The organism is Neobacillus sp. PS3-40 (assembly GCF_030915485.1).
In the GTDB taxonomy this organism is placed as follows: Bacteria; Bacillota; Bacilli; order Bacillales; family Cytobacillaceae; genus JAUZPL01.
In genome coordinates this window covers 924,885-949,094 of sequence record NZ_CP133266.1, presented here as the reverse complement: position 1 = coordinate 949,094, position 24,210 = coordinate 924,885, and the positions used below count along the sequence as shown (strand labels likewise).

General features: G+C 38.0%; 22 protein-coding genes. 21 read left to right on the top strand and 1 reads right to left on the bottom strand.

Features of this window, described 5'->3' with window-relative positions:
- Positions 1-24: 24 nt before the first annotated feature.
- The 16 genes from yqiS to RCG20_RS04740 all read left to right on the top strand — a co-directional run bounded on the left by yqiS (position 25) and on the right by RCG20_RS04740 (position 18,405).
- Positions 25-930 (top strand): phosphate butyryltransferase, encoded by a 906-nt coding sequence (gene yqiS / locus RCG20_RS04815; protein ID WP_308183109.1) that lies wholly within the window; start codon positions 25-27, stop codon positions 928-930.
- A gap of 27 nt (positions 931-957) precedes the next feature.
- The gene (gene bcd, locus RCG20_RS04810; protein ID WP_308183108.1) at positions 958-2,052 is read left to right on the top strand and encodes a branched-chain amino acid dehydrogenase; all 1,095 of its coding nucleotides are present in this window, start codon (positions 958-960) and stop codon (positions 2,050-2,052) included.
- Between the two features lie 102 nt (positions 2,053-2,154).
- On the top strand, positions 2,155-3,258 hold the full coding sequence (buk, locus tag RCG20_RS04805) for a butyrate kinase (protein ID WP_308183107.1): 1,104 nt from the start codon (positions 2,155-2,157) through the stop codon (positions 3,256-3,258).
- 20 nt (positions 3,259-3,278) lie between these two features.
- On the top strand, positions 3,279-4,700 hold the full coding sequence (lpdA, locus tag RCG20_RS04800) for a dihydrolipoyl dehydrogenase (protein WP_308183106.1): 1,422 nt from the start codon (positions 3,279-3,281) through the stop codon (positions 4,698-4,700).
- Positions 4,701-4,733: 33 nt separating this feature from the next.
- Complete coding sequence (locus RCG20_RS04795) at positions 4,734-5,750, top strand: thiamine pyrophosphate-dependent dehydrogenase E1 component subunit alpha (protein ID WP_308183104.1); 1,017 nt, start codon at positions 4,734-4,736, stop codon at positions 5,748-5,750.
- Positions 5,741-6,724, top strand: coding sequence for an alpha-ketoacid dehydrogenase subunit beta (locus RCG20_RS04790; RefSeq protein WP_308183103.1), 984 nt, complete (start codon positions 5,741-5,743; stop codon positions 6,722-6,724). The genes RCG20_RS04795 and RCG20_RS04790 overlap by 10 nt, the downstream gene beginning before the upstream one ends.
- A gap of 178 nt (positions 6,725-6,902) precedes the next feature.
- Complete coding sequence (locus RCG20_RS04785) at positions 6,903-8,198, top strand: dihydrolipoamide acetyltransferase family protein (RefSeq protein WP_308183102.1); 1,296 nt, start codon at positions 6,903-6,905, stop codon at positions 8,196-8,198.
- A gap of 311 nt (positions 8,199-8,509) precedes the next feature.
- Positions 8,510-10,384, top strand: coding sequence for a methylmalonyl-CoA mutase subunit beta (locus tag RCG20_RS04780; protein ID WP_308183101.1), 1,875 nt, complete (start codon positions 8,510-8,512; stop codon positions 10,382-10,384).
- 37 nt (positions 10,385-10,421) lie between these two features.
- Complete coding sequence (gene scpA, locus RCG20_RS04775; protein WP_374120528.1) at positions 10,422-12,563, top strand: methylmalonyl-CoA mutase; 2,142 nt, start codon at positions 10,422-10,424, stop codon at positions 12,561-12,563.
- A complete protein-coding gene (gene meaB, locus RCG20_RS04770; RefSeq protein ID WP_308183099.1) occupies positions 12,563-13,678 on the top strand; it encodes a methylmalonyl Co-A mutase-associated GTPase MeaB in 1,116 nt (371 codons plus the stop codon). The genes scpA and meaB overlap by 1 nt, the downstream gene beginning before the upstream one ends.
- 94 nt (positions 13,679-13,772) lie before the next feature.
- The gene (locus tag RCG20_RS04765; protein ID WP_308183098.1) at positions 13,773-14,210 is read left to right on the top strand and encodes a BrxA/BrxB family bacilliredoxin; all 438 of its coding nucleotides are present in this window, start codon (positions 13,773-13,775) and stop codon (positions 14,208-14,210) included.
- A gap of 255 nt (positions 14,211-14,465) precedes the next feature.
- On the top strand, positions 14,466-15,251 hold the full coding sequence (locus tag RCG20_RS04760) for a transporter substrate-binding domain-containing protein (protein WP_308183097.1): 786 nt from the start codon (positions 14,466-14,468) through the stop codon (positions 15,249-15,251).
- 82 nt (positions 15,252-15,333) lie between these two features.
- A complete protein-coding gene (locus RCG20_RS04755; protein WP_308183096.1) occupies positions 15,334-15,993 on the top strand; it encodes an amino acid ABC transporter permease in 660 nt (219 codons plus the stop codon).
- On the top strand, positions 15,986-16,708 hold the full coding sequence (locus RCG20_RS04750; RefSeq protein WP_308183095.1) for an amino acid ABC transporter ATP-binding protein: 723 nt from the start codon (positions 15,986-15,988) through the stop codon (positions 16,706-16,708). The genes RCG20_RS04755 and RCG20_RS04750 overlap by 8 nt, the downstream gene beginning before the upstream one ends.
- A 165-nt stretch (positions 16,709-16,873) precedes the next feature.
- Entirely contained in the window at positions 16,874-17,869 is a 996-nt protein-coding gene (locus RCG20_RS04745) for an aromatic acid exporter family protein (RefSeq protein WP_308183094.1), read from the top strand.
- A gap of 23 nt (positions 17,870-17,892) precedes the next feature.
- Entirely contained in the window at positions 17,893-18,405 is a 513-nt protein-coding gene (locus tag RCG20_RS04740) for a L,D-transpeptidase (protein ID WP_308183093.1), read from the top strand.
- Between the two features lie 204 nt (positions 18,406-18,609).
- Here the strand turns inward: RCG20_RS04740 and prli42 are convergent, their stop codons facing one another.
- The gene (gene prli42, locus RCG20_RS04735) at positions 18,610-18,708 is read right to left on the bottom strand and encodes a stressosome-associated protein Prli42 (protein WP_308183092.1); all 99 of its coding nucleotides are present in this window, start codon (positions 18,706-18,708) and stop codon (positions 18,610-18,612) included.
- A gap of 161 nt (positions 18,709-18,869) precedes the next feature.
- Here prli42 and mce point away from each other — a divergent pair, with 161 nt between their 5' ends.
- The 5 genes from mce (at position 18,870) to RCG20_RS04710 (ending at position 24,167) form a co-directional block, all read left to right on the top strand.
- Positions 18,870-19,283, top strand: a complete 414-nt coding sequence (mce, locus tag RCG20_RS04730) for a methylmalonyl-CoA epimerase (protein ID WP_308183091.1) — start codon at positions 18,870-18,872, stop codon at positions 19,281-19,283.
- A 1-nt stretch (position 19,284) separates the two neighbouring features.
- Positions 19,285-20,835, top strand: coding sequence for an acyl-CoA carboxylase subunit beta (locus RCG20_RS04725; RefSeq protein ID WP_308183090.1), 1,551 nt, complete (start codon positions 19,285-19,287; stop codon positions 20,833-20,835).
- Positions 20,836-20,935: 100 nt separating this feature from the next.
- On the top strand, positions 20,936-22,057 hold the full coding sequence (locus RCG20_RS04720) for a M20/M25/M40 family metallo-hydrolase (protein WP_308183089.1): 1,122 nt from the start codon (positions 20,936-20,938) through the stop codon (positions 22,055-22,057).
- Between the two features lie 115 nt (positions 22,058-22,172).
- Positions 22,173-22,631: a chemotaxis protein CheW gene (locus RCG20_RS04715; protein ID WP_308183088.1), complete on the top strand. Its 459-nt coding sequence runs from the start codon at positions 22,173-22,175 to the stop codon at positions 22,629-22,631.
- 258 nt (positions 22,632-22,889) lie between these two features.
- Positions 22,890-24,167 carry a DNA polymerase IV gene (locus RCG20_RS04710; RefSeq protein ID WP_308183087.1) on the top strand — a complete coding sequence of 426 codons (1,278 nt, stop codon included), beginning with the start codon at positions 22,890-22,892 and terminating at the stop codon, positions 24,165-24,167.
- Positions 24,168-24,210: the final 43 nt, after the last annotated feature.

The following is a 24,210-nucleotide window of genomic DNA, read 5'->3' as shown; positions in this document are numbered from 1 at the left end:
TAGATAGAAAGGGTTGAAAACAAGTTGTTACTTGAAGCACTAATAGACAGAGCAACCCAAAAAGGCCTTAAAACCGTAGCTGTAGCTGCAGCTGAGGATGCAGAAGTTATCGAAGCTGTTACTGAAGCTGTAAGCTGTAAATTAGCTAAATTTATTTTATTCGGTGATAAGGAAAGAATACAACAGATTTTAAACGAAAAAAACGCTACAAATAATGAAAGTGATTATCTGCAAATTGTGCATGTCGATTCAAAGGAAATGGCAGCTGAACTTGCGGTTAAAGCGGTGAAAAATAAAGATGCAGATGTTTTAATGAAGGGAAATATCCCGACAAATGTGGTCTTAAAAGCGGTTTTAAATAAAGATTATGGGCTTAGAACTGGTAGTGTTCTTTCACACATTGCTGTTTTTGAAATTCCTGGTGTTGATCATTTTATTATCATTACAGATGCAGGAATGAATATTGCTCCAGATTTAGTGCAAAAAGTTCAAATTACAAAAAATGCCGTTGCAATTGCTCATTCAATTGGAATTGACAAACCAAAAGTTGCTCCAATTGCTGCAGTCGAAGTAATCAATCCGTCCATGCAGACCACGATAGATGCTGCAACACTCACAATGATGAATAAACGGGGACAAATTACTGGCTGTATCATTGATGGTCCGTTAGGATTAGATAATGCTATTTCAACTTTTGCAGCTGAACACAAAGGAATTCACAGTGAAGTAGCAGGAAAAGCTGATATTATTTTAGTCCCGACTATTGAGGTTGGAAATGCTTTATATAAATCATTAGTCTACTTTGCGAAGGCAAAGGTGGGTGCTATTATTTCTGGGGCTAGAGCTCCGATTGTATTAACATCCAGAGCAGATACAGCAGAAAGCAAACTATATTCTCTTGCGCTTGCATTATGCTCTGTTAGTAAATAGATTTTTCAATTTAGAGGAGGAATTTAAATGGAAATTTTCAAGTACTTAGAAAAATATGATTATGAGCAAGTGGTATTCTGTCAAGATAAGCAATCAGGATTAAAGGCTATTATTGCAATTCACGACACGACATTAGGACCTGCACTAGGCGGAACTCGTATGTGGACATATGCTTCAGAGGAAGCTGCCATTGAAGATGCTCTTCGCTTAGCAAAAGGAATGACATATAAGAATGCAGCAGCTGGCTTAAACCTTGGTGGTGGTAAAACCGTTATCATTGGCGATCCTCGTAAAGATAAGAGTGAGGAACTTTTCCGTGCATTTGGACGCTATGTACAAGGCCTAAATGGCCGCTATATCACAGCAGAGGATGTAGGTACAACTGTTGCAGACATGGATTTAATTCATGAAGAAACTAGTTTTGTAACAGGTATTTCCCCAGCATTTGGATCATCAGGTAATCCTTCACCTGTAACTGCATATGGTTGTTACGTTGGTATGAAAGCTGCTGCAAAAGAAGCATTTGGCACAGACTCATTAGAAGGTAAAGTGGTTGCGGTCCAAGGTGTTGGTAATGTTGCCTACACGCTTTGCGAATACCTGCACAACGAAGGGGCAAAATTGATTGTTACAGATATTAATAAAGAAGCTGTGCAACGTGCAGTTGAAGCCTTCGGTGCTAAAGCAGTTGATCCTAATGAAATTTATGGTGTGGAATGTGACATTTATGCACCATGTGCACTAGGTGCAACGATTAATGATGAGACCATTCCTCAATTAAAAGCAAAAGTAATTGCAGGATCAGCTAATAATCAATTAAAAGATACTACACACGGTGATCTTATCCATCAGATGGGCATTGTTTATGCACCAGACTATGTAATCAACGCTGGTGGAGTTATCAATGTAGCAGATGAGTTATATGGATATAATAAAGATCGTGCTATGAAAAAAGTAGAGCAAATTTATAATACTATTGAAAAGGTTATTGAAATTTCAAAACGCGATAGCATTCCAACTTATGTAGCTGCTGATCGTATGGCCGAAGAGCGAATTGAAAAAATGCGCAATTCACGTAGTCAATTCTTACAAAATGGTCATCATATTTTAAGCCGTCGTTAATCTTAAATACACTTGTATATGTAAGGTAGAGCGCTGAATAGGTTATTCAGCGCCTTTGCCATTAAAATGCATCATAAATTTTTTCCTCTGGAGGTCAATACATTGCAAGAGAAAGAATATCGGATCCTTATTATCAACCCAGGTTCGACTTCCACCAAAATCGGGGTTTACGATAATGAAATATCTATATTAGAAAAAACGCTTCGCCATGATGCAAACAAGATCAATACATTTGATAATATCATTGATCAATATGAATATCGGAAAAAGAACATACTAGAAATACTTGATACAGAGGGAATAAATATTTCTAAGCTAGATGCAGTTTGTGGCCGAGGTGGTTTACTTCGTCCAATCGAAGGCGGAACCTATAGTGTAAATGATGTGATGCTTACGGATTTAAGAACTGGATTTTCTGGGCAACACGCATCCAACCTTGGAGGTATTATAGCGTATGAAATTGCTTCAGGTTTAAATATCCCGGCGTTCATTGTAGATCCAGTTGTCGTTGATGAACTCGATCCGATTGCAAGGATTTCTGGTTTTTCCTTAATTGAAAGAAAAAGCATATTCCATGCATTAAACCAAAAAGCAGTTGCTAGAAGGGTAGCAAAAGAATTAGGGAAAAATTATAAGGATTTAAATTTGATCGTGACTCATATGGGTGGGGGAATAACAGTAGGAGTCCATAAACAAGGTAAAGTAATAGATGTCAATAATGGTCTTCATGGTGATGGGCCTTTTAGTCCAGAACGTGCTGGTACAGTTCCTGCAGGTGATCTAATAACACTTTGCTATTCAGGTGAGTTTTATCGGGAAGAAATTATGAAGAAACTAGTCGGACAAGGTGGTCTTGTTGGGTATCTTGGAACGAATGATGCAATACAGGTTGAAAAAATGATTGAAAATGGGAATGAAGCGGCAGAATTGGTATATGAGGCAATGGCATACCAAGTCGCAAAAGAAATTGGTTCAGCAAGTACTGTTTTATCAGGAAAAGTAGATGCCATTATTTTAACCGGTGGTCTTGCTTACGGCAAAAGTTTTGTGAAATCAATCACTGATAGGATTAATTGGATTGCAGATGTAATTGTCCAACCTGGTGAAAATGAGCTACAAGCACTTGCCGAAGGAGCATTAAGAGTGTTAAGAAACGAAGAAGAGGTTAAAATATATCCAGGACATTCTGATACTACAATTATTTAAAGTATGGGGGAGAAATATTTATGGCAGAAGAATATGATTTAGTTATTCTTGGCGGCGGAACGGGCGGTTACGTTGCTGCGATCCGAGCCTCTCAGCTTGGCTTGAAAACGGCGATTGTTGAGAAGGGAAAGTTAGGTGGAACATGCTTGCATAAAGGTTGTATTCCAAGTAAGGCACTACTCCGAAGTGCTGAAGTTTATTCTACAGCAAAGCGAAGTGAAGAATTTGGAATCAATACTAGTGATGTAACGGTCAATTTTGTAAAAGTTCAAGAACGCAAAAATAAAATTGTTGATACTCTTCATAAAGGAGTACAACATTTAATGAAACAAGGGAAAATTGACGTATATGAAGGAATCGGCCGAATTTTAGGACCATCTATTTTTTCGCCAATGCCTGGCACAATCTCTGTTGAAATGAATAACGGTACAGAAAATGAGATGCTTATTCCGAAAAACGTTATCGTAGCTACTGGTTCAAGACCACGTACACTTCCAGGCCTTGAAATTGATGGGAAATATGTCATTACATCTGATGAAGCCTTAGGATTAGAGTCTTTACCATCTTCAATCATTATTGTTGGTGGCGGAGTTATTGGTATTGAATGGGCTTCCCTGCTTTCTGACTTTGGAGTAGATGTAACAGTGATAGAGTATGCTGATCGTATTATTCCAACAGAAGATAAGGAAATCTCAAAAGAAATGCAACGTTTAATGAAGAAAAAAGGTGTAAAACTAATTACAGGAGCAAAGGTACTTTCAGAAACTCTTGTAAAAGGTGAAGGGGTCACTATTTCGGCAGAAATTAAAGGCGCTCAAAAAACATTTAATGCAGAAATGCTACTTGTTTCTGTTGGCCGTCAGGCAAATGTTGAAGGAATTGGAATAGAAAATACAGATATCCAATTAGAAAAAGGTTCAATCGTTACAAATGAATTCTTTCAAACTAAAGAATCACATATTTATGCAATTGGGGATGTAATCGGTGGCCTGCAGCTTGCACATGTTGCATCACATGAAGGAATCAATGCAGTTGAACATATCTTTGGACAAACTCCGGAACCAATGGATTACAACTTAGTCTCTAAATGCATATACAGTAACCCTGAGGTATCAAGTGTCGGGATCACCGAAGATCAAGCGAAAGAAAGAGGCTTTAAAGTAAAAGTTGGGAAGTTTTCTTTCCGGGCAATCGGAAAGGCATTAGTTTTCGGAGAATCAGATGGTTTTGTTAAAATTATTGCCAACGAAGAAACCGATGATATTCTTGGGGTGCATATGATCGGTCCACATGTGACAGACATGATTTCAGAAGCAGGACTAGCTATGGTTTTGGATGCAACACCTTGGGAAATCGCTCATACCATTCATCCACATCCAACATTGTCAGAAGCAATTGGAGAAGCTGCACTTGCAGTTGAGGGAAAGGCAATACATTCTTAAGTTTAAAGCGAACAATTGGGAGGTAAGAAATAAATGACTAAAAAGCGTCATGAAGCATTAGGATTAACAGATGAGAAAGTATTGGAAATGTATGAAACAATGCTTTTGGCCCGCCGTATTGATGAGCGGATGTGGTTATTAAATCGTGCAGGGAAAATTCCCTTCGTAATTTCTTGTCAAGGGCAAGAAGCGGCACAGGTAGGGGCTGCTTTTGCACTTGATAAAGAAAAAGATTATGTACTTCCATACTACCGAGATATGGGTGTTGTTTTAACATTTGGCATGACACCAAAAGAGCTCATGCTTTCCGGATTTGCAAAAGCAGAAGATCCCAATTCAGGTGGACGGCAAATGCCAGGTCACTTTGGTCAGAAGAAAAACCGCATTGTAACAGGTTCTTCTCCTGTAACAACGCAAGTACCACATGCTGTAGGGATTGCACTTGCAGGAAAAATGGAAGGACATGATCTTGTTACATTTGTTACATTTGGTGAAGGATCATCAAATCAGGGCGATTTTCATGAAGGGGCTAACTTTGCAGGTGTTCATAAACTTCCGGTAATTTTCATGTGCGAAAACAACAAGTATGCTATTTCCATTCCTATGGAAAAACAACTTGGTTGTGAAAAGGTTTCGGACAGGGCAATTGGATACGGGATGCCAGGTTATACCGTCAATGGAAATGATCCATTGGAAGTGTATAAAGTAGTCAAGGAAGCAGCAGATCGAGGACGTCGTGGTGAAGGTGCCACATTAATTGAAACAGTTTGCTATCGCTTAACACCACATTCATCAGATGATGATGATCGTTCCTATCGTGGACGGGAAGAAGTGGCAGCAGCAAAAGCACAGGATCCAATTATCACGTTTAGTGCCTATTTAAAAGAAACAGGCGTTATGACAGACGAATTGGAAAAGGAAATGAATGATCGCATCATGAATCTGGTAAATGAAGCAACCGATTATGCTGAAAATGCTCCATATGCTGCACCAGAAGATGCGCTGAAATATGTATATGGGGATTGTCAGGGGGAAACAACATGCCAGTAATTTCTTATATTGACGCAGTAACAATGGCCATTCGTGAGGAAATGGAAAGAGATCCAAAGGTTTTTGTACTTGGTGAAGATGTTGGACGAAAAGGTGGAGTTTTTAAGGCCACTCATGGTTTGTATGAACAGTTTGGAGAAGCGCGTGTTCTTGATGCTCCGCTTGCTGAATCAGCTATTGCAGGTGTAGGAATTGGGGCTGCCATGTATGGAATGCGCCCTATTGCTGAAATGCAATTTGCAGATTTCATTATGCCTGCGGTAAACCAAATTATTTCAGAAGCTGCTAAAATCCGCTTTCGTTCCAATAATGATTGGAACTGTCCGATTGTTATTCGTGCACCTTATGGTGGCGGAGTACATGGAGCTCTCTATCATTCTCAATCAGTTGAAGCTGTATTTGCTAATCAGCCTGGCTTAAAGATTGTAATGCCTTCAACCCCTTACGATGTAAAAGGACTTCTTAAAGCAGCGATTCGTGATAACGACCCTGTTCTTTTCTTTGAACATAAGCGTGCATACCGTTTAATTAAAGGAGAAGTTCCAACCGAAGATTATACGTTACCAATTGGAAAAGCTGATGTAAAACGGGTAGGAGAAGACATAACCGTAATTACATATGGTTTATGTGTCCATTTTGCTCTTCAAGCAGCTGAAAAGTTAGCTAAGGATGGAATATCTGCACATATTCTCGACCTTAGAACAGTCTACCCACTTGATAAAGAAGCTATTATTGAGGCTGCTTCGAAAACAGGTAAGGTTTTACTTGTTACAGAAGATACAAAAGAAGGTAGTATCATGGGTGAAGTTGCCGCAATTATCGCGGAAAACTGTTTGTTTGATTTGGATGCTCCTGTTAAACGACTTGCAGGACCTGATATTCCTGCAATGCCATATGCTCCTACAATGGAGAAATTCTTTATGGTTAATCCTGAAAAAGTTGAAAAAGCAATGCGTGAGCTTGCAGAATTTTAAAAACTGCTCACTATTCACCATGGAATTGTCTTTTTAATTAGCTAAGCCAACATAATATGGCGGTGTGCGTGAAGTTCATCTTCACCTCTATTGGATAAGCAAACTGATTTGCTTATGCGAGGCTCCGTCTATTTTCAGATACATTTTGATTAGAAAATGAAATAAGGAGGTTTAACCATTGGCAGTTGAACAAATTAAGATGCCTCAGTTAGGGGAAAGTGTTACAGAGGGTACGATTAGCAAATGGCTTGTTTCAGTAGGGGACAAGGTAAATAAATATGACCCACTTGCTGAGGTTATGACAGATAAAGTAAATGCTGAAGTTCCTTCTTCATTTACAGGTGTGATTAAAGAACTTATTGCCGGAGAAGGTGATACATTTGCAATCGGTGAAATCATTTGTACGATTGAGATTGAAGGGGCAAATGTAGAGGAATCTGCAGCTGAAGAAATAAAGAATACTGCAGTTAATGATGTAGCAGTTGCGCCAGTCGAGCAAGGAAACAAAGCTCGCTACTCACCGGCAGTTTTAAAAATTTCACAGGAAAATGGTATTGACCTTTCTCAAGTACAAGGCACGGGGACAGGTGGCCGGATTACGAGAAAGGATCTTTTGAAAATAATTGAATCAGGAAATATTCCGACTGCAAGCGGCAAAGTAGAAGCACCTAAACAAGCAGTGGTGCAACCAGCTGTAAAGCAGGAGGCAGTACAGGAAGTAATGGTACCAAAACAAGCTGTTGTAGCAGCTCCTACAATTCCAGTTATGACTGGTGATATCGAAATACCGGTAACTGGAATCCGTAAAGCCATTGCAGCGAATATGCTTCGCAGCAAGCATGAAGCACCACATGCTTGGACAATGATGGAAGTAGATGCAACCAATCTTGTTGAATACCGGAACACCTTGAAAAATGAATTTAAGAAAAAAGAAGGATTCAATTTAACATTCTTTGCTTTCTTTGTTAAAGCAGTAGCCCAAGCTCTTAAAGAATTTCCACAGGTTAATTCCATGTGGGCAGGTGAAAAGATCATTCAAAAGAAGGATATTAATATTTCGATTGCTGTCGCAACAGAGGATGCTCTTTATGTTCCAGTAATTAAGAATGCTGATGAAAAAACAATTAAAGGCATTGCCCGTGAAATTTCTGAGCTTGCTGTAAAGGTTCGCACTGGCAAACTTAAATCAGATGATATGCAGGGTGGAACATTTACTGTAAACAATACTGGCTCATTCGGTTCAGTTCAATCGATGGGAATTATTAATTATCCACAGGCGGCAATCCTTCAAGTAGAATCGATTGTCAAACGTCCTGTTGTAATGGACAATGGAATGATTGCGATTCGTGATATGGTCAATCTTTGTATGTCACTTGATCATCGTGTATTGGATGGACTCGTTTGCGGTAGATTCTTACAACGTATAAAAGAAATTCTTGAGAATACATCAAAATCGACAACTTCGATTTATTAAATAAAAATAACCGCTGTCTAAACTGACAGCGGCTATTTTTTTGCTAAGCAGAACTTATAGCCATAAATTCTGCTAGCGCATAAGGGCAACACGCCTAATCATTGCCCTTAGGGGCTAAACTATCGGCAAGTTTTCTTTTAAAAAAAATCTGCCTTCTGTCGGAGGCATACGGAATTTTGGGAAAACTAGACAATTTTTGTTTAGATATAAACAAAAATTGTAGATATATATGGTTTTGTAACCTAAAATAAGATTGAACAGAAATGTTTGAATTTTAGTATAATTCCTGAAAAAAATAGGGGAGGGAAATTATGAGGAATCAATCATTTCCGCTAAGATCAGAATTTGAATGGAAAGAAAAAGCGGAAGAATCATTAAAAGGAAAGTCAATTCAATCGTTACAAACCTCTACATATGAAAACATTACATTGAAACCGCTTTATTGCCGCGTGGATGAAAAACTTGCTTCGGATTATCCTGGGGGTTCTGATTTTAGAAGGGGCAAGAATCCGTTAGGTTATATTGGCGAGAAATGGAAGATAGCTCAATCTATTTCGTATAAAACACCTTTAGAATTAATTCAAAAGCTTGAGGCAGCTATTGACCGGGGCCTGACAGCCCTTTCGTTTGAATTAAATAAGTCTCTAGTTGAAACGGAGCCGAGATTGTTACGTTTTATAAAAGAAATCAGTGCAAACATACCATTTGCAATTGATGCAAATGGTATGTTTGCAGAGGCACTATCGACTATAACAGATTTAAGTAGAGAAGATAGTAGAAAAGTAACAGGCTATATCGCCTCAGATCCGCTAGCTACTTTTGTTGTTGAGGGATTTATTCCAAAAAACCAAGAACAGTTTTTTGCTGAATGGTCCGAAATAATTAAAAATTCATCCGAAAAACTTCCTAATCTACAGACCATCCTAGTCAATACATCTGTATATCATAATGGTGGGGCGAATGCTGTTCAGGAGCTTGGAATTGCGGCTGCCACTGGAGTGCTTTATCTTCAACAGCTACTTGAAAAAGGTATAGATCAAGAAGTAGCATTATCAAAAATAATTTTCAAATTTTCAATTGGGTCAAATTTTTTCATGGAGATTGCAAAACTACGTGCAGCACGAATTATTTGGAATAAAATAACGGAAGTATATGGTGCCAAAATGGTAGATCGTGGAATGAAGATTGCCGCAGAAACTTCTATTTTTACAAAATCTGTTTCCGATCAGAATGTGAATCTCCTTCGTGCTGGTAACGAGGCGTTTGCCGCAGTAATTGGTGGTATTCAATACTTACATGTAACACCATTTGATCAAATGACAGGATCAACTTATTCTTCTGAGAGAATTGCACAAAACACGCAACTAATTTTACAAGAAGAAGTGCTCCTACAAAAAGTCATCGATCCTGCGGGGGGTTCATGGTATATCGAAGAATTAACGAGAGAATTAGCAGAAAAATCCTGGGAACTTTTTAAAAAAATTGAAGCAAATGGTGGGATGCTTGAAGCCCTAAAATCTAATTGGCTTCAAAAAGAGATATCCACTGTTAATAAAAAACGACATCATGATATTTCTACAAGAAAAGTAAGCATTGTTGGAACAAATGTATATGCTAATTTAACTGAAAATATCCCAGAGTGCGAAAAATCCATTAACGGGCAATTTTCTTCAGATGATCTAAGTGAAAAAATAACAATAGAGACAATTCCACAAATAAGATTATCTCAACCGTATGAAGATTTAAGGATGAGGGCCGATAGAATTAAGCGGCATGATGGTGTACGACCATTTATCGGTTTAATTTGCTTAGGAAATTTAAAACAATACAAACCAAGGGCAGATTTTATTCGAGGATTCTTGGCTGCTGGTGGAGTAAATGGCCTAGAAAGTGGCCCGATCTTTTCCACAGAATCAGTAACAGAGTTTGTTAAGGAATGTAATTCAAAACATTTCTGTCTTTGTGGCAGCAATGAGGAATATGAAAATATAGGGTTAGAAATCCTTCAATTAATAAAAGCTGAATTTCCTGATCGTATAGTTTATTTAGCTGGATTGCCTAAAGAAGAGGATCAATCCAAATGGGTGTCAGAAGGAATTAAGTCGTTTATTCATGTAAAGAGTAATTGTTGCGAAACACTTGAATCCATGCTTTCCGAAATGGAGTTGACACTATATGAAGCCTAATTTTCAAGAAATCTCTCTTTTTGACCAAAATGATTCTATGACAAATGAACAATGGAAGGAAAAAGCTGAAGCAGAAATTCAAACTTCTATTGATGAGTTATTATTCGAGACAAACGAGCAAATAAGATTAAAGCCCTTATATACGAAGGAAGACCTTGAGGATAGTAAGCATCTAAATGATATGCCAGGTCTACCGCCCTATACAAGGGGCCCATATCCAACGATGTATGTCAATCGCCCATGGACTGTAAGACAATATGCTGGGTTTTCTACAGCAGAGGAAAGTAACGCCTTTTATCGAAGGAATTTGGCAATGGGACAAAAGGGATTATCTGTGGCCTTTGATTTAGCAACGCATAGGGGATATGATTCGGATCACCCTCGAGTAGTTGGTGATGTTGGCAAAGCTGGTGTTGCGATTGACTCGATTCTTGATATGAAGACACTTTTTGACGGAATTCCGTTAGATCAAATGTCCGTATCGATGACAATGAACGGTGCAGTGTTGCCGATTCTTGCCTTTTTTATTGTAACAGCAGAAGAGCAGGGTGTAAGTCAGGACAAGCTTTCTGGAACGATTCAAAATGATATTTTAAAAGAATACATGGTGCGCAACACGTACATCTATCCGCCTGAGATGTCCATGAAAATTATTGCTGATATTTTTGAATATACTTCTAAGTATATGCCGAAATTTAATAGTATCAGTATTTCTGGTTACCACATGCAAGAAGCAGGGGCTCCTGCAGATATTGAGTTGGCTTATACACTTGCTGATGGACTGGAATATGTTCGGACAGGTCTTAAGGCTGGAATTGAGATTGATTCATTTGCCCCTAGGTTGTCATTTTTCTGGGCTGTTGGGATGAATTATTTTATGGAAGTAGCTAAAATGCGTGCAGGGCGATTTATTTGGGCAAAAATGATGAAATCGTTTGAGCCGGGGAATTCCAAATCAATGGCGTTAAGGACCCATACCCAGACATCCGGTTGGAGCCTAACTGAGCAAGATCCTTTTAATAATGTCATCAGGACTTTGATTGAAGCACATGCGGCGGTAATGGGGCATACACAATCCCTGCATACAAATGCACTAGACGAAGCAATCGCATTGCCAACAGACTTTTCTGCGAGAATTGCTCGGAATACACAATTATTTTTGCAGGAAGAAACAAGTATAACAAAAGTTATTGATCCTTGGGCTGGCTCTTATTATGTTGAAGCTTTAACTGATCAGCTTATTAACAGAGCTTGGCAGCATATTGAAGAAATTGAGAGTCTCGGTGGAATGGCAAAAGCAATTGAAACTGGGTTGCCAAAAATGAGAATTGAAGAGGCTGCAGCACGAAGACAAGCACAAATCGATTCTGGAAAAGAAATAATTATTGGTGTGAATCGTTACCGTCTTGAAAAGGAAGAACCGATTGATATTTTGGATATCGATAATACAGCAGTGCGTTTAAAGCAGATTGAGAAGTTAAACAAGTTAAAAGAGGGTCGTGATGATCTGAAGGTGGAGGAGGCATTACAGGCTTTAACAAGAGCTGCCGAAACTGGAGAGAAAAATTTACTTGAGTTAGCAGTTCAAGCGGCTAGAGTAAGAGCAACTCTTGGTGAAATGTCTGATGCAATTGAAAAAGTTGCGAACAGGCATAAGGCAGTTATCCGTTCTATAAGCGGTGTTTATAGTAAGGCTTTTTCCAATGAGGTAGAGATTTTAGAAGTTCAAAAAATGACGGATGAATTTTTGGTGAATGAGGGTAGAAGACCACGAATTCTTATTGCAAAAATGGGACAGGACGGCCATGACCGTGGTGCAAAGGTAATTGCCACAGCATTTGCTGACCTTGGCTTTGATGTGGATATGGGACCTTTATTCCAAACGCCTGAAGAAACAGCACAACAAGCTGTTGAAAATGATGTTCATGTGATAGGAATGAGCTCGCTCGCGGCTGGGCATAGAACTCTTTTACCACAGTTAGTAGAATCATTAAAAAAACTTGGGCGAGAAGATATTCTAGTAGTGGTTGGTGGTGTTATTCCTGCCCAGGATTATTCATACCTATATAATAACGGTGCAACGGCTATTTTTGGACCGGGAACTATTATTCCAGTCGCTGCCCAAAAAGTAATCAGAGAAATCTATCGGCAACTAGGATATGAGGAAGTGGGACAGTAATGGATTTGGAAAATAAACCGGAATGGAGTGACCCGAACAATCCTGATCTTTGTTTAAGCGTGATCCGTAAGGGAACGGCGCAAGAGAACTCACAAGCATTTGTAAAAAACATTCGGTTTCAGAAACGAATAACAGCTGGACCTACAATTAACGAATTATATGAAGGGGTTCTAGCAGGAGAAAGGAGCTTTCTTGCCCGTGCTATTACACTTACTGAGAGTAACTCAGAACAGCATTTTCAAAAAGCGCAGTCTCTCCTTCAAAGACTGTTACCACATACAGGGCAATCAATTCGTATTGGGATTACGGGAGTCCCAGGAGCAGGAAAAAGCACGTTTATTGAAACCTTTGGAATGTATTTATGCGCTCTTGGTCTCCGAGTTGCAGTACTTGCGATCGATCCAAGCTCAAGTATTACTGGTGGTAGTATTCTTGGCGATAAAACGCGGATGGAACAATTAGCTAAAAGCCCTCTTGCGTTTATTCGACCCTCTCCATCCGGTGGAAAACTTGGGGGAGTTCACCGTAAAACAAGGGAATCAATGCTAATATGTGAGGCTGCTGGTTACAATGTAATTTTGATTGAAACGGTTGGGGTGGGCCAGAGTGAAGTGATTATTAGGGGCATGGTTGATTTTTTCATGCTCCTTGTCTTAACAGGTGCAGGCGATGAATTGCAGGGAATGAAAAAAGGAATTATTGAACTAGCGGATGCAATTATTGTGCATAAAGCAGATGGTACAAATAAGGAGAACGCGCTAAGAACCAAAAGTGAATATAACCGCATCCTTCACTTTTTACAGCCCGCAACAAAGGGTTGGCAATCAAAAGCGTATAGTTGCTCTTCTCTTACAATGGAAGGGATTAGTGATCTTTGGGGGACGATTTGCACCTTCAAAAAGAACGGGAAGGCATCAGGAGTTTTTGATGATAGGCGGAAAGCGCAATCAAGGGAATGGCTTTACTCAATGATAACAGACCAACTTCATTTTCAATTTTTTCATCATCCTGGAATTGTAAATGAACTTCCTAAATTAGAAAATGAAGTGATGGCAGGAGAAAAAACGGTTGCTTCAGCGGTTGAAGTTCTTTTCAAACACTTTTTTCAAAATTAGCTAATGAACAGGAAAATATTTCGTTTATATTTGAAAAAGATATGTTTTTACTGTTATCATGATACTATCCCTAAAGTATAGGAGGAGCAATTTAATGAGTATGGATTATAACTTTTTTATGAATGATATTGTCAATAAAGCGCGTCATGAAATCGTGTCAGCTGGTTATGAAGAATTAAAGACCCCTGAGGAAGTAACTGCGGCCTTAGAAAAAAAAGGAACAACATTAGTCATGATTAATTCTGTATGCGGTTGTGCGGGTGGAGTAGCACGCCCAGCAGCTACCCATGCCTTGCACTATGACAAACGTCCTGACCATCTTGTCACTGTTTTTGCAGGGCAAGATAAGGAAGCAACAGAAGTAGCTAGAAACTATTTCACTGATTACCCACCATCCTCCCCTTCCTTTGCCTTGTTAAAGGATGGGAAAATTTGCACCATGATTGAAAGACATCAAATTGAGGGCTTTGACCCTGCTACAGTTGTTGCAAAACTTCAGCAAACTTTCGACCAATTTTGTGAAGAGATGTAAATAGAAGTAAAAAGGGCTGATCCGTTATAGGATCAGCCTTTTTTACATAAAAAAATGGCTTTGTTGAATAATATTGTTGATAAAAAAATTATTCTAAACTAATTTTCAAAAATATTATTGCATAAAAATAAATTTGTGTTAAAATTCATTACTGTGAATAATTATTAATACATTCTTACTTGAAAATTAGGGAATAGTAAAAAAGGTACCACTTTAAATATTAATTTTCAGTAAAAACATAGGGGGAAGAATAGTATGAAAAAAGGAATTATGTTATTTCTAGCAATGATGATGCTTCTTGGACTTCTTGCTGCATGTGGGACAAGCAACAAGAACAATGCAAATGGTAGCAAAGATAAAAAGACATTAGTAATGGGAACGTCTGCTGACTATCCACCATTCGAATATGTTAAAACAGAAAAGAGTAACGATATTATTGGTTTTGATGTTGATTTAGCGAAAGCACTTGCTTCTAAACTTGGCTATAAGGTTCAAGTGAAAGACATTGATTTTAGCGGTTTGGTTCAATCATTGAAATCAGGTCAGGTTGACTTTGTTCTCGCTGGGATGACACCAACTGAAAAACGAAAGAAAAACGTTGATTTTAGTGATATTTATTATACTGCCCAACACATGATTGTTTCCAAAAAAGACAGTGGAATTACTAAACTTGATGATTTAAAAGGAAAAACAGTTGGTGTACAGCTGGGATCCATTCAAGAAGGTAAAGCAAATGATATAAATAAAACAACTCCGATTAAAATTGAAAATCGAAATCGTATTCCTGATATCATCCAAGAAATTAAAGCAGGGCGTTTCGATGCTGCAATTATTGAGGATACAGTTGCCAAGGGTTATTTCACGAAAGAAAAGGATTTAACAGGCTTTACAATCGGCGATAATCCTAATGAAGCCGGCTCAGCTATTGCATTCCCTAAAAACAGTGATCTAACAGCAAAATTCAATAAAGAATTGAAAAAGATGAAAGATAATGGGGAATTGAAGAAATTAGTTGTTAAATGGTTTGGTGGGGAAAAATAATATGAAATAAAAAGGACGTTCAGAAGAAAGTTGTCTTCTGAACGTTTATGTTTGTATCTTTATAGAGAGGATTGGTGTCGGAATGAACTTAGACTTTACCCAATTCATTCCCTCCATGCCATATATTTTAGAAGGAATTCTCGTTACGCTAAAAATTGTCCTTATGGCAGGAATTTTGGGATTTGCACTTGGTATTATTTTATCATTATTTAAAATTAGTTCGTTTAAGATTCTTTTATGGATTGCAGATGTGTATACATCGATTTTTCGTGGAACACCACTTATCTTGCAATTAATGCTCATTTATTATGGTTCACCACAGGTAATAGGTTACCAGATTGAACCATATACCGCAGCTATTTTATCGTTTGGTCTTAACTCTGGAGCATATGTTTCTGAAATTATTCGTGCAGGTATTCTTGCTGTAGATAAAGGGCAAAAGGAAGCATCCATGGCCCTCGGTATCCCTTATGGGAAAATGATGTGGGATATTATTCTTCCTCAAGCGTTGAAGAATATTTTACCTGCTTTAATGAATGAATTTATTACCCTTACAAAAGAATCAGCCATTGTGACTACGATTGGTGTGATGGATATTATGCGCCGTTCTTATCAAGTTGGTGCAGAAAACTACTCCTTTTTTGAACCGTTATTAATTGCAGGCTTCATTTATTACCTAATGGTTATGACATTAACCTTCTTAGGAAAAGCCCTTGAAAGGAGAATGAGACGCAGTGATTAAGGTAGAGGATTTGCATAAAAGTTTTGGTAAGCTTGAAGTTTTAAAGGGGATCTCTACTTCTATTAAAGAAGGAGAAGTGGTAGCAATTATCGGGCCATCAGGATCAGGGAAATCTACCTTTCTCCGCTGTATGAACCTTCTTGAAAAACCAACTAGTGGACGAATTTGGATTGGGGATCAAGATGTTACCGATAAAAAAACGAATATTATGAAAGTGCGTCAAAATGTTGGTATGGTTTTTCAACACTTTCATTTGTTTCCACATAAGACCGTTTTGCAAAATCTTACGTATGCACCAATGAAAGTAAAAGGGTTATCAAAGGGAGAGGCTGAAAAAATTGCCAATTCCCTTTTAAAACAAGTGGATCTTTCTGAAAAAGCAAACGAATATCCGACAAGATTGTCTGGTGGCCAAAAACAGCGTGTTGCCATCGCAAGGGCACTAGCAATGGAACCGGATGTTATGCTTTTCGATGAACCAACCTCTGCCCTCGACCCTGAAATGGTAAAAGAAGTGCTAGAAGTTATGAAATCACTTGCTCATACAGGAATGACCATGGCAATTGTTACCCACGAAATGGGCTTTGCTCGCGAGGTTGCCGACCGAGTTCTATTTCTCGATGATGGTGCACTTGTAGAGGATGCTCCGCCAAATGAGTTTTTCACAAATCCTAAGAGTAAGCGAGCACAGGATTTCTTGCAAAAAATGCTGTAAAAAGGATATGATAGCTAAGAAAAAGATGATCAAATTGATCATCTTTTTTGTTTAGCTATTCAGAATTTATATCCATAAATTTCTGCTAGCGCATAAGGGCAACTACGCCTCGGTCATCGCCGATCGGCGAGTTTTCTTTTTTACTATCTTTTAGGAGAAAATTTTATGAAATTTCAAATTGGATATCGCACAATCAAGACAGCTGTTGGCACGTCTATTGCTATATTAATAGCACAAAAATTGGGCCTCCATAATTTTGCTTCAGCAGGAATTTTAACGATTTTATGTATTCAAGTGACGAAAAGAAGATCATTAAGGACTGCATGGCACCGGTTTGTTGCTTGTGTTCTAGCTATGCCTTTTTCAGCATTATTTTTTGAAGGAATAGCCTACCATCCCATTATTATTGGGCTAATGTTATTTTTCTTTATTCCCACCATTGTTATGCTGAAAGCAAAAGAAGGAGTTGTGACAAGCAGCGTTATCATTCTACATATTTATATTGCCCACCATATTTCAACTGGTCTTTTTCTCAATGAATTAGGCGTTATTGTCATAGGAATTGGAGTTGCACTTATAATTAATCTTTATATGCCAAGTGTTGAAAAGAAGTTAGAGTTTTACCAGAAAAGGATTGAACAGAACTTTAAACAGATTTTTTGTGAAATGATCCATTACTTAAGAAGAGGAGAAAGTGAATGGGATGGGAAAGAAATTACGGAAACAGCCCGTCTTTTTGAAGAAGCCAAAACAATCGCTTTACTAGATGTCGAAAATCATCTTTTGAGAGAAGAAAATATATACTTTCATTATTTTAAAATGAGGGAAAAACAGTTTGAAATTATCGAACGAGTTCTACCGATTGTGACATCCATTACACAAACGATAGAGCAAGGAAAAATGATTTCAGATTTTCTTGAAGAATTATCAGAAAACATCCATCCCGGAAATACGGCTTATATTTATATCGAAAAATTAAGGAGAATGAAAGTAGAATTCGAAGAAATGGAGCTTCCTAAAACAAGAGAAGAATTTGAAGTAAGGGCTGCACTTTTGCAACTTGTAAATGAAATGGACAGATATCTTATCCTGAAAAGTTCATTTAAAGGATTAAAAAAGTCTACCGACGTGAATGGAGTAAGGGAAATGGAAGCAAACTAGAGAAAAAAAAGCAGGTGGATGTGTTGATTAAAATTTTTTCACCGCTCCTTATTGTTTTTTTTCTCTCACCTTTGTGGCCCTTAGGCCATAATCCTGGGCCAGGTGATCCTTTCGTTATTGTCAATAAAAAGACAAACGAATTAGCTTTCATTGAAGATAACCGAGTTCAAACGATTATTAGTGTTGGTACAGGCAAATCACAAGAATTAACTCCAGAAGGCCTTTTTACAATAACGGTAAAAGCAAAAGACCCATATTATCGGAAGAAAAATATCCCTGGAGGAAATCTTTCAAATCCGCTTGGAGCTAGATGGATTGGTTTTGACGCGTTGGGAACAGATGGACGAACATTTGGGATCCATGGCACCAATCAGCCAGCTTCTATCGGGAAATATGTAACTAAAGGCTGCATAAGAGCTCAAAATGAAGTCATTAAATCATTGTATCCACTGATTCCATTAGGAACAAAGGTATTAATTTTAACGACAAAAAAGTCATTTCAAAGCCTCGCAATGGAAACCGGGGCAATTAAATAAAAGCCTTTGTTAAATCATAATAGTTAGTTAAAATAACCAAATAAAAAAGAAGGGGCTGTTCATTCGAACAGCCCCTTTATCCATGAATTCTGCTAGCGCATAAGGACAACTACGCCCAATCATCGCCCTTAGGGGCTCGTCAATCGGCGAGTTTTCTTTATTATTTAATAATCAATTCATAATATGAAAGGTTTTCTTGGTTGCTTATGATAGATACTGTGCTATTCCAAGTAGGAGGGTTGAAGCCAGCATCGCAAGTAACATTAAATAGACTACGATTTTTCTGTTTTTCTTATTACCCAAAATAAATTACCCCCTTTATTGAAGCATTGTTATCCTTATTGTACATATAAAAGCCCACTTAAACAACGGAACAACTAATCAAATTAGGAAGGATTTATGAATTTTTTAGCGAATTATTAAATTATCGAATAAATTCAAATTTTGAAAACAAAGGGGTAAACATGGTTAAAAAAGTTGATCACATTGGTGTGGCAGTTCAATCTCTTGAGAAAGCGCTTCCGTTTTATACGGAAGTATTAAAGCTCCCCCTGTTGGCAATCGAAGAAGTAGAAAGTGAAAAGGTAAAGGTTGCATTCTTGCAAGTTGGTGATACAAAAATTGAGCTTCTCGAACCTACTTCTAATGAAAGTCCAATTGCCAAATTTATTGAAAAACGGGGTGAGGGAATTCATCATATTGCCCTTGGGGTTGAATCCATTCAGGAGAGAATGAACGAAATTAAGTCAAAAGGACTTCGTATGATACAAGATGAGCCAAAAATCGGTGCGGGTGGATCAAAGGTTGCTTTTGTGCATCCAAAGTCTACATTTGGAGTTTTGTTTGAGCTTTGTGAAAAAAAGGGGATGAAGGGATAAAATGGTTGATATCTATGAAAAAATTAGTGAATTGTATGATCGAAGGCGTGATGTCGAGCTTGGTGGAGGGGATGAAAGAAGACGAAAACAGCATGAAAAGGGGAAACTCACTGCAAGGGAGAGAATTGACCTTTTAGTTGATAAAGATACATTTGTCGAATTAAATCCATTCATTGAACATCGAAGCATCGATTTTGGACTTCATGAGCAGAAAGGTCCTGGCGATGGTGTTGTAACAGGATATGGAAAGGTAAATGGACGCCCTATCTACTTGTTTTCTCAAGATTTTACCGTTTTTGGTGGTGCTCTTGGAGAAATGCATGCTTTGAAAATTGCTAAAGTGATGGATTTGGCTGCAAAAAATGGGGCACCATTTATTGGCCTCAATGATTCTGGTGGCGCACGAATTCAAGAAGGCGTAGTTTCACTTGATGGATATGGGCTGATTTTTTATCGTAACTCTATTTACTCAGGGGTTATTCCACAGATATCGGTAATAATGGGACCATGTGCAGGTGGGGCTGTTTATTCGCCAGCCATCACCGATTTTGTTTTTATGGTTGAAGAGACAAGCCAAATGTTTATTACTGGGCCAAAAGTGATTGAAACAGTGACAGGTGAGAAAATTTCATCAGAAGACCTTGGTGGTGCAAAGGTACATAATAGTATCAGTGGGAATGCACATTTTCAACATGAGACTGAGGCAGAGTCATTAATCAATGTTCGCAAACTTCTTAGCTATCTTCCGCAAAACAATGAAGAAAAGGCACCAATGCTAGAGGTTGATGAAAAAGATGACTATCGTTCTGAATTAACAGACATTATTCCATTTGATGCAATACGTCCTTATGATGTCCGTAAAGTCGTTGAACACGTTGTTGATGAAAATTCATTTATGGAAATTCAAAAGGATTTTGCCAAGAATGTTGTCGTCGGTTTTGCAAGAATCAAAGGCGAGTCGGTTGGTCTTGTTTGCAATCAGCCAAAGGTTATGGCAGGAGGATTAGATATTAATTCATCTGATAAGGCAGCCAGATTTATTCGCACTTGTGATTCTTTTAATATTCCGATTATTACATTTGAGGATGTTACTGGATTTTTTCCAGGAATTAAACAGGAACATGGGGGAATCATTCGCCATGGAGCAAAAATATTATTCGCCTATTCTGAAGCTACAGTACCGAAATTAACAGTAATTTTAAGAAAAGCCTATGGTGGTGCCTATGTGGCCCTAAATAGTAAATCCATTGGAGCAGACCTTGTATTTGCTTGGCCAAATGCTGAAATTGCCGTAATGGGGCCACAGGGAGCAGCCAATATTATTTTTGCAAAAGAAATTCAGAATAGTGATAATCCAGAATTAGTAAGACAGCAGAAAATTGAAGAATACCGTGAAAAGTTTGCAAACCCATATGTAGCGGCAAGCAGGGGCATGGTTGATGATGTTATTGACCCAAGGGAAACAAGAATAAAAATCATTCAGGCATTGGAAATGCTAAGAAATAAAAAAGAGTCCAGGCCTAAGAAAAAACACGGCAATATTCCTCTTTAATTATTAAAAGGTAGAATTATAAAGCCCTTTCATTTGATGCATTGCATTGGAAAAGGTATACTAAGATAGTGAGTACATAATAACGAAAGGTTTGATGATAATGATAAATCAAGAACGTCTATTAAATGAATTTCTTGAGTTAGTACAAATTGATTCGGAATCAAAATTTGAGACCGAAATCGCTAAAGTGTTAAAGCAAAAATTTACTGATTTAGGAGTAGAAGTTTTCGAAGATGACACTACTGCTAAAACAGGATATGGTGCAGGAAATTTAATCTGTACACTTGCTGGAACAAAAGATGGAGTAGATACAATTTACTTTACCTCACATATGGATACTGTTACACCAGGTAAAGGGGTTAAACCTTCTATCAAAGATGGTTATGTTGTGACTGATGGTACAACAATCCTTGGTGCTGATGATAAAGCGGGACTTTCTGTAATGCTAGAAACCATTCGTGTATTGAAAGAGCAAAACATTGCACATGGAACAATTCAATTTATTATTACAGTAGGGGAAGAATCTGGTTTAGTTGGTTCAAAAGTGCTTGATCCTTCTTTATTAAAAGCAAAGTTTGGCTATGCCCTTGATAGTGATGGCAAAGTAGGTAATGTAGTAGTGGCCGCTCCAACTCAAGCAAAAGTTAAAGCTGTCATTTATGGAAAAACTGCTCATGCTGGAGTTGCTCCAGAAAAAGGCGTATCTGCGATTACTATTGCTGCTAAAGCAATTTCAAAAATGCCACTAGGAAGAATTGATGAAGAAACAACAGCTAACATAGGCCGCTTCGAAGGCGGATCTGCCACAAACATTGTTTGTGACCGTGTTGATATTTTAGCAGAAGCCCGTTCTATTGTGGCAGAAAAAATGGAAGAACAAGCTAATAAAATGCGTGAAGCATTTGAATCTGTTGCTGAACAAATGGGCGGTAAAGCAGAAGTAACAATAGAGGTCATGTATCCTGGATTTAAATTAGGAGCAGGCGATCATGTTGTTGAGGTAGCCCAAAAGGCAGCAAAAAAAATTGGCCGTAGTTGTGAACTGCAAAAAAGTGGTGGCGGAAGTGATGCCAATGTTATTGCAGGCTTCAACATCCCAACTGTTAACCTAGCAGTAGGGTATGAGGATATCCACACAACAAAGGAACGTATGCCAATCGAGGAACTGTATAAGTTGGCAGAAATGACACTTGCGATTATTGATGAAGTAACTAATCAATAGGTAAGATTTTAATTGGACTAGGACCCTCGCAAAATTATGTTGAGTGTCCTGGTCCTTTGCTTTATAGTAATTCATATACCAAGAATCATTCTTTATGAGGGGGATTAGGGTTTATATGTGTAAAGTGGTTGTTTTTCGAACAGGAAATGAAGAATATGGGATACCGCTCGAATTTGTGGTATCAATTGAAAAAATGGGGACTTCTACGCCAATTCCTCAAATGTCAGATTACATAAAAGGAATTATTAAAGTCAGAGAAGAATTAATTCCTATCATAGATTTAGAGTATATTTTCTATCAACGATATTTGAAAACGGATGAAAATGCTAGATTAATTGTCATTCAATCAGAAAAGCTTTTACTGGGTTTATTAGTAAATGAGGCAAAAGAAATTATTGAAATACCAGATGATAAAATAAAACAGGTAGGGCTAATTTCTTTTGCGAATACAGCATACATTTCAGGAGTGGCAAGCTTAGACAACCAATTAATTACCATTATTAATCCTGAAACCCTAGTAGGATCTTTAGATGGAATAGCAGATTTGCAAGACTATATGAAAAGTCACCATTAAATAGGTGGCTTCTTTTATTTGAGCTAATCAGAAGTTATATCCATAAATTCTGCTAGCGCATATGGGCAACTACGCCTAATCTCACCCTTAGGGGCACGCCAATCGGCAAGTTTTCATTATTTTTGTTAAACGTAAGATAGAAAGCGGCCTCAGGTTGCTAAGAGCTAATCTCTACAATATACTTGTGGGGAAATTATTTATGGATAAAAACTGGCAATGTTACTAGTGCTAAATGAAACCAATCAAGGAAGTGCCGTAATGAAAGGAATGTATCCGAAAAAGGGAAGAGTTATTTTACATGTGGATATGAATAGCTTTTATGCTTCTGTTGAAATGACATATGATCCAACCTTAAAGGGAAAACCCCTTGCGATTGCTGGTAACGTAGAGGATCGAAGGGGGATCATTGTTACAAGTAGCTATGAAGCCAGAAAGTTTGGAGTAAAAACAACTATGCCACTTTGGGAAGCAAAAAAGCTATGTCCACAATTAATTGTAAAAGCGCCTAATTTTGATCGTTATCGAACTGCTTCGATTGGTATGTTTGAATTATTAAGGCAATACTCAGAGCTTGTCGAGCCTGTTTCTATTGATGAGGGATATATAGATATCACGGAAAGTTATGAACTTGGGAGCCCAATCCAAATTGCAAAATCGATCCAAAGTAGAATTCTAAATGAGTTAGATTTGCCATGCAGCATTGGTATTGCACCCAATAAATTTCTGGCAAAAATGGCTTCTGATATGAAAAAGCCGATGGGTATTACTGTGCTCCGTAAACGTGATGTCAGTAACGTCCTCTGGCCGCTTTATTCGAGTGAAATGCATGGAGTAGGTAAAAAGACAGCTGAAAAGTTAATGACGATTAATATCAGAACTATTGGTGATTTAGCAAGGGGAAATGAGATTCAGCTAAAAAAACTTCTTGGTATTAATGGAGTCCGTTTAAAAGAGAGGGCTAACGGGTTTGATTCAAGACCAGTTGATCCAGAATCTGTTGCTGATTTTAAAAGTATCGGCAATTCAACAACACTTCCAAAAGACGTTACAAACCAGCAAGAACTTTTTCGTGTATTAGAATCGCTAGCTGAAACGGTTTCAATTAGACTCAAACAAAAAAATGTACTGGCTTCTACCCTGGGAATAACGATCCGTTTTAAAGATCGAAAGACAATAACTAGAAGTAAAAAAAATGCAAAGCCAATTTACAGGAAGGAAGAAATTGCGTTACATGCCAAACAGTTATTTATAAAACATTGGAATGGTAATCCTGTTCGGCTATTAGGCATAACAGGTTCAGATTTAGTAGATCATGACCAAGTTGTAGAACAACTCGATCTCTTTTCATTTGAAAAAGAAGCAAAGAAGGAACCATTGTTTAAAGCTGTTTCTGAGTTGCGCAAAAAATATGGGAAAAGTGTCATAGAAAACGCCGGGTTACACAAGGTCGATTCAACCCATCAAGTGGGAACTGAGACAAGCTTCAATAAAGACTTTCTCCGTACGTTTCCGCGGGATCATGAAAAGGGAAAGTAAACAAAGGGCCTAATTCCTCATCCACGGTAAAATGTGAATGAGG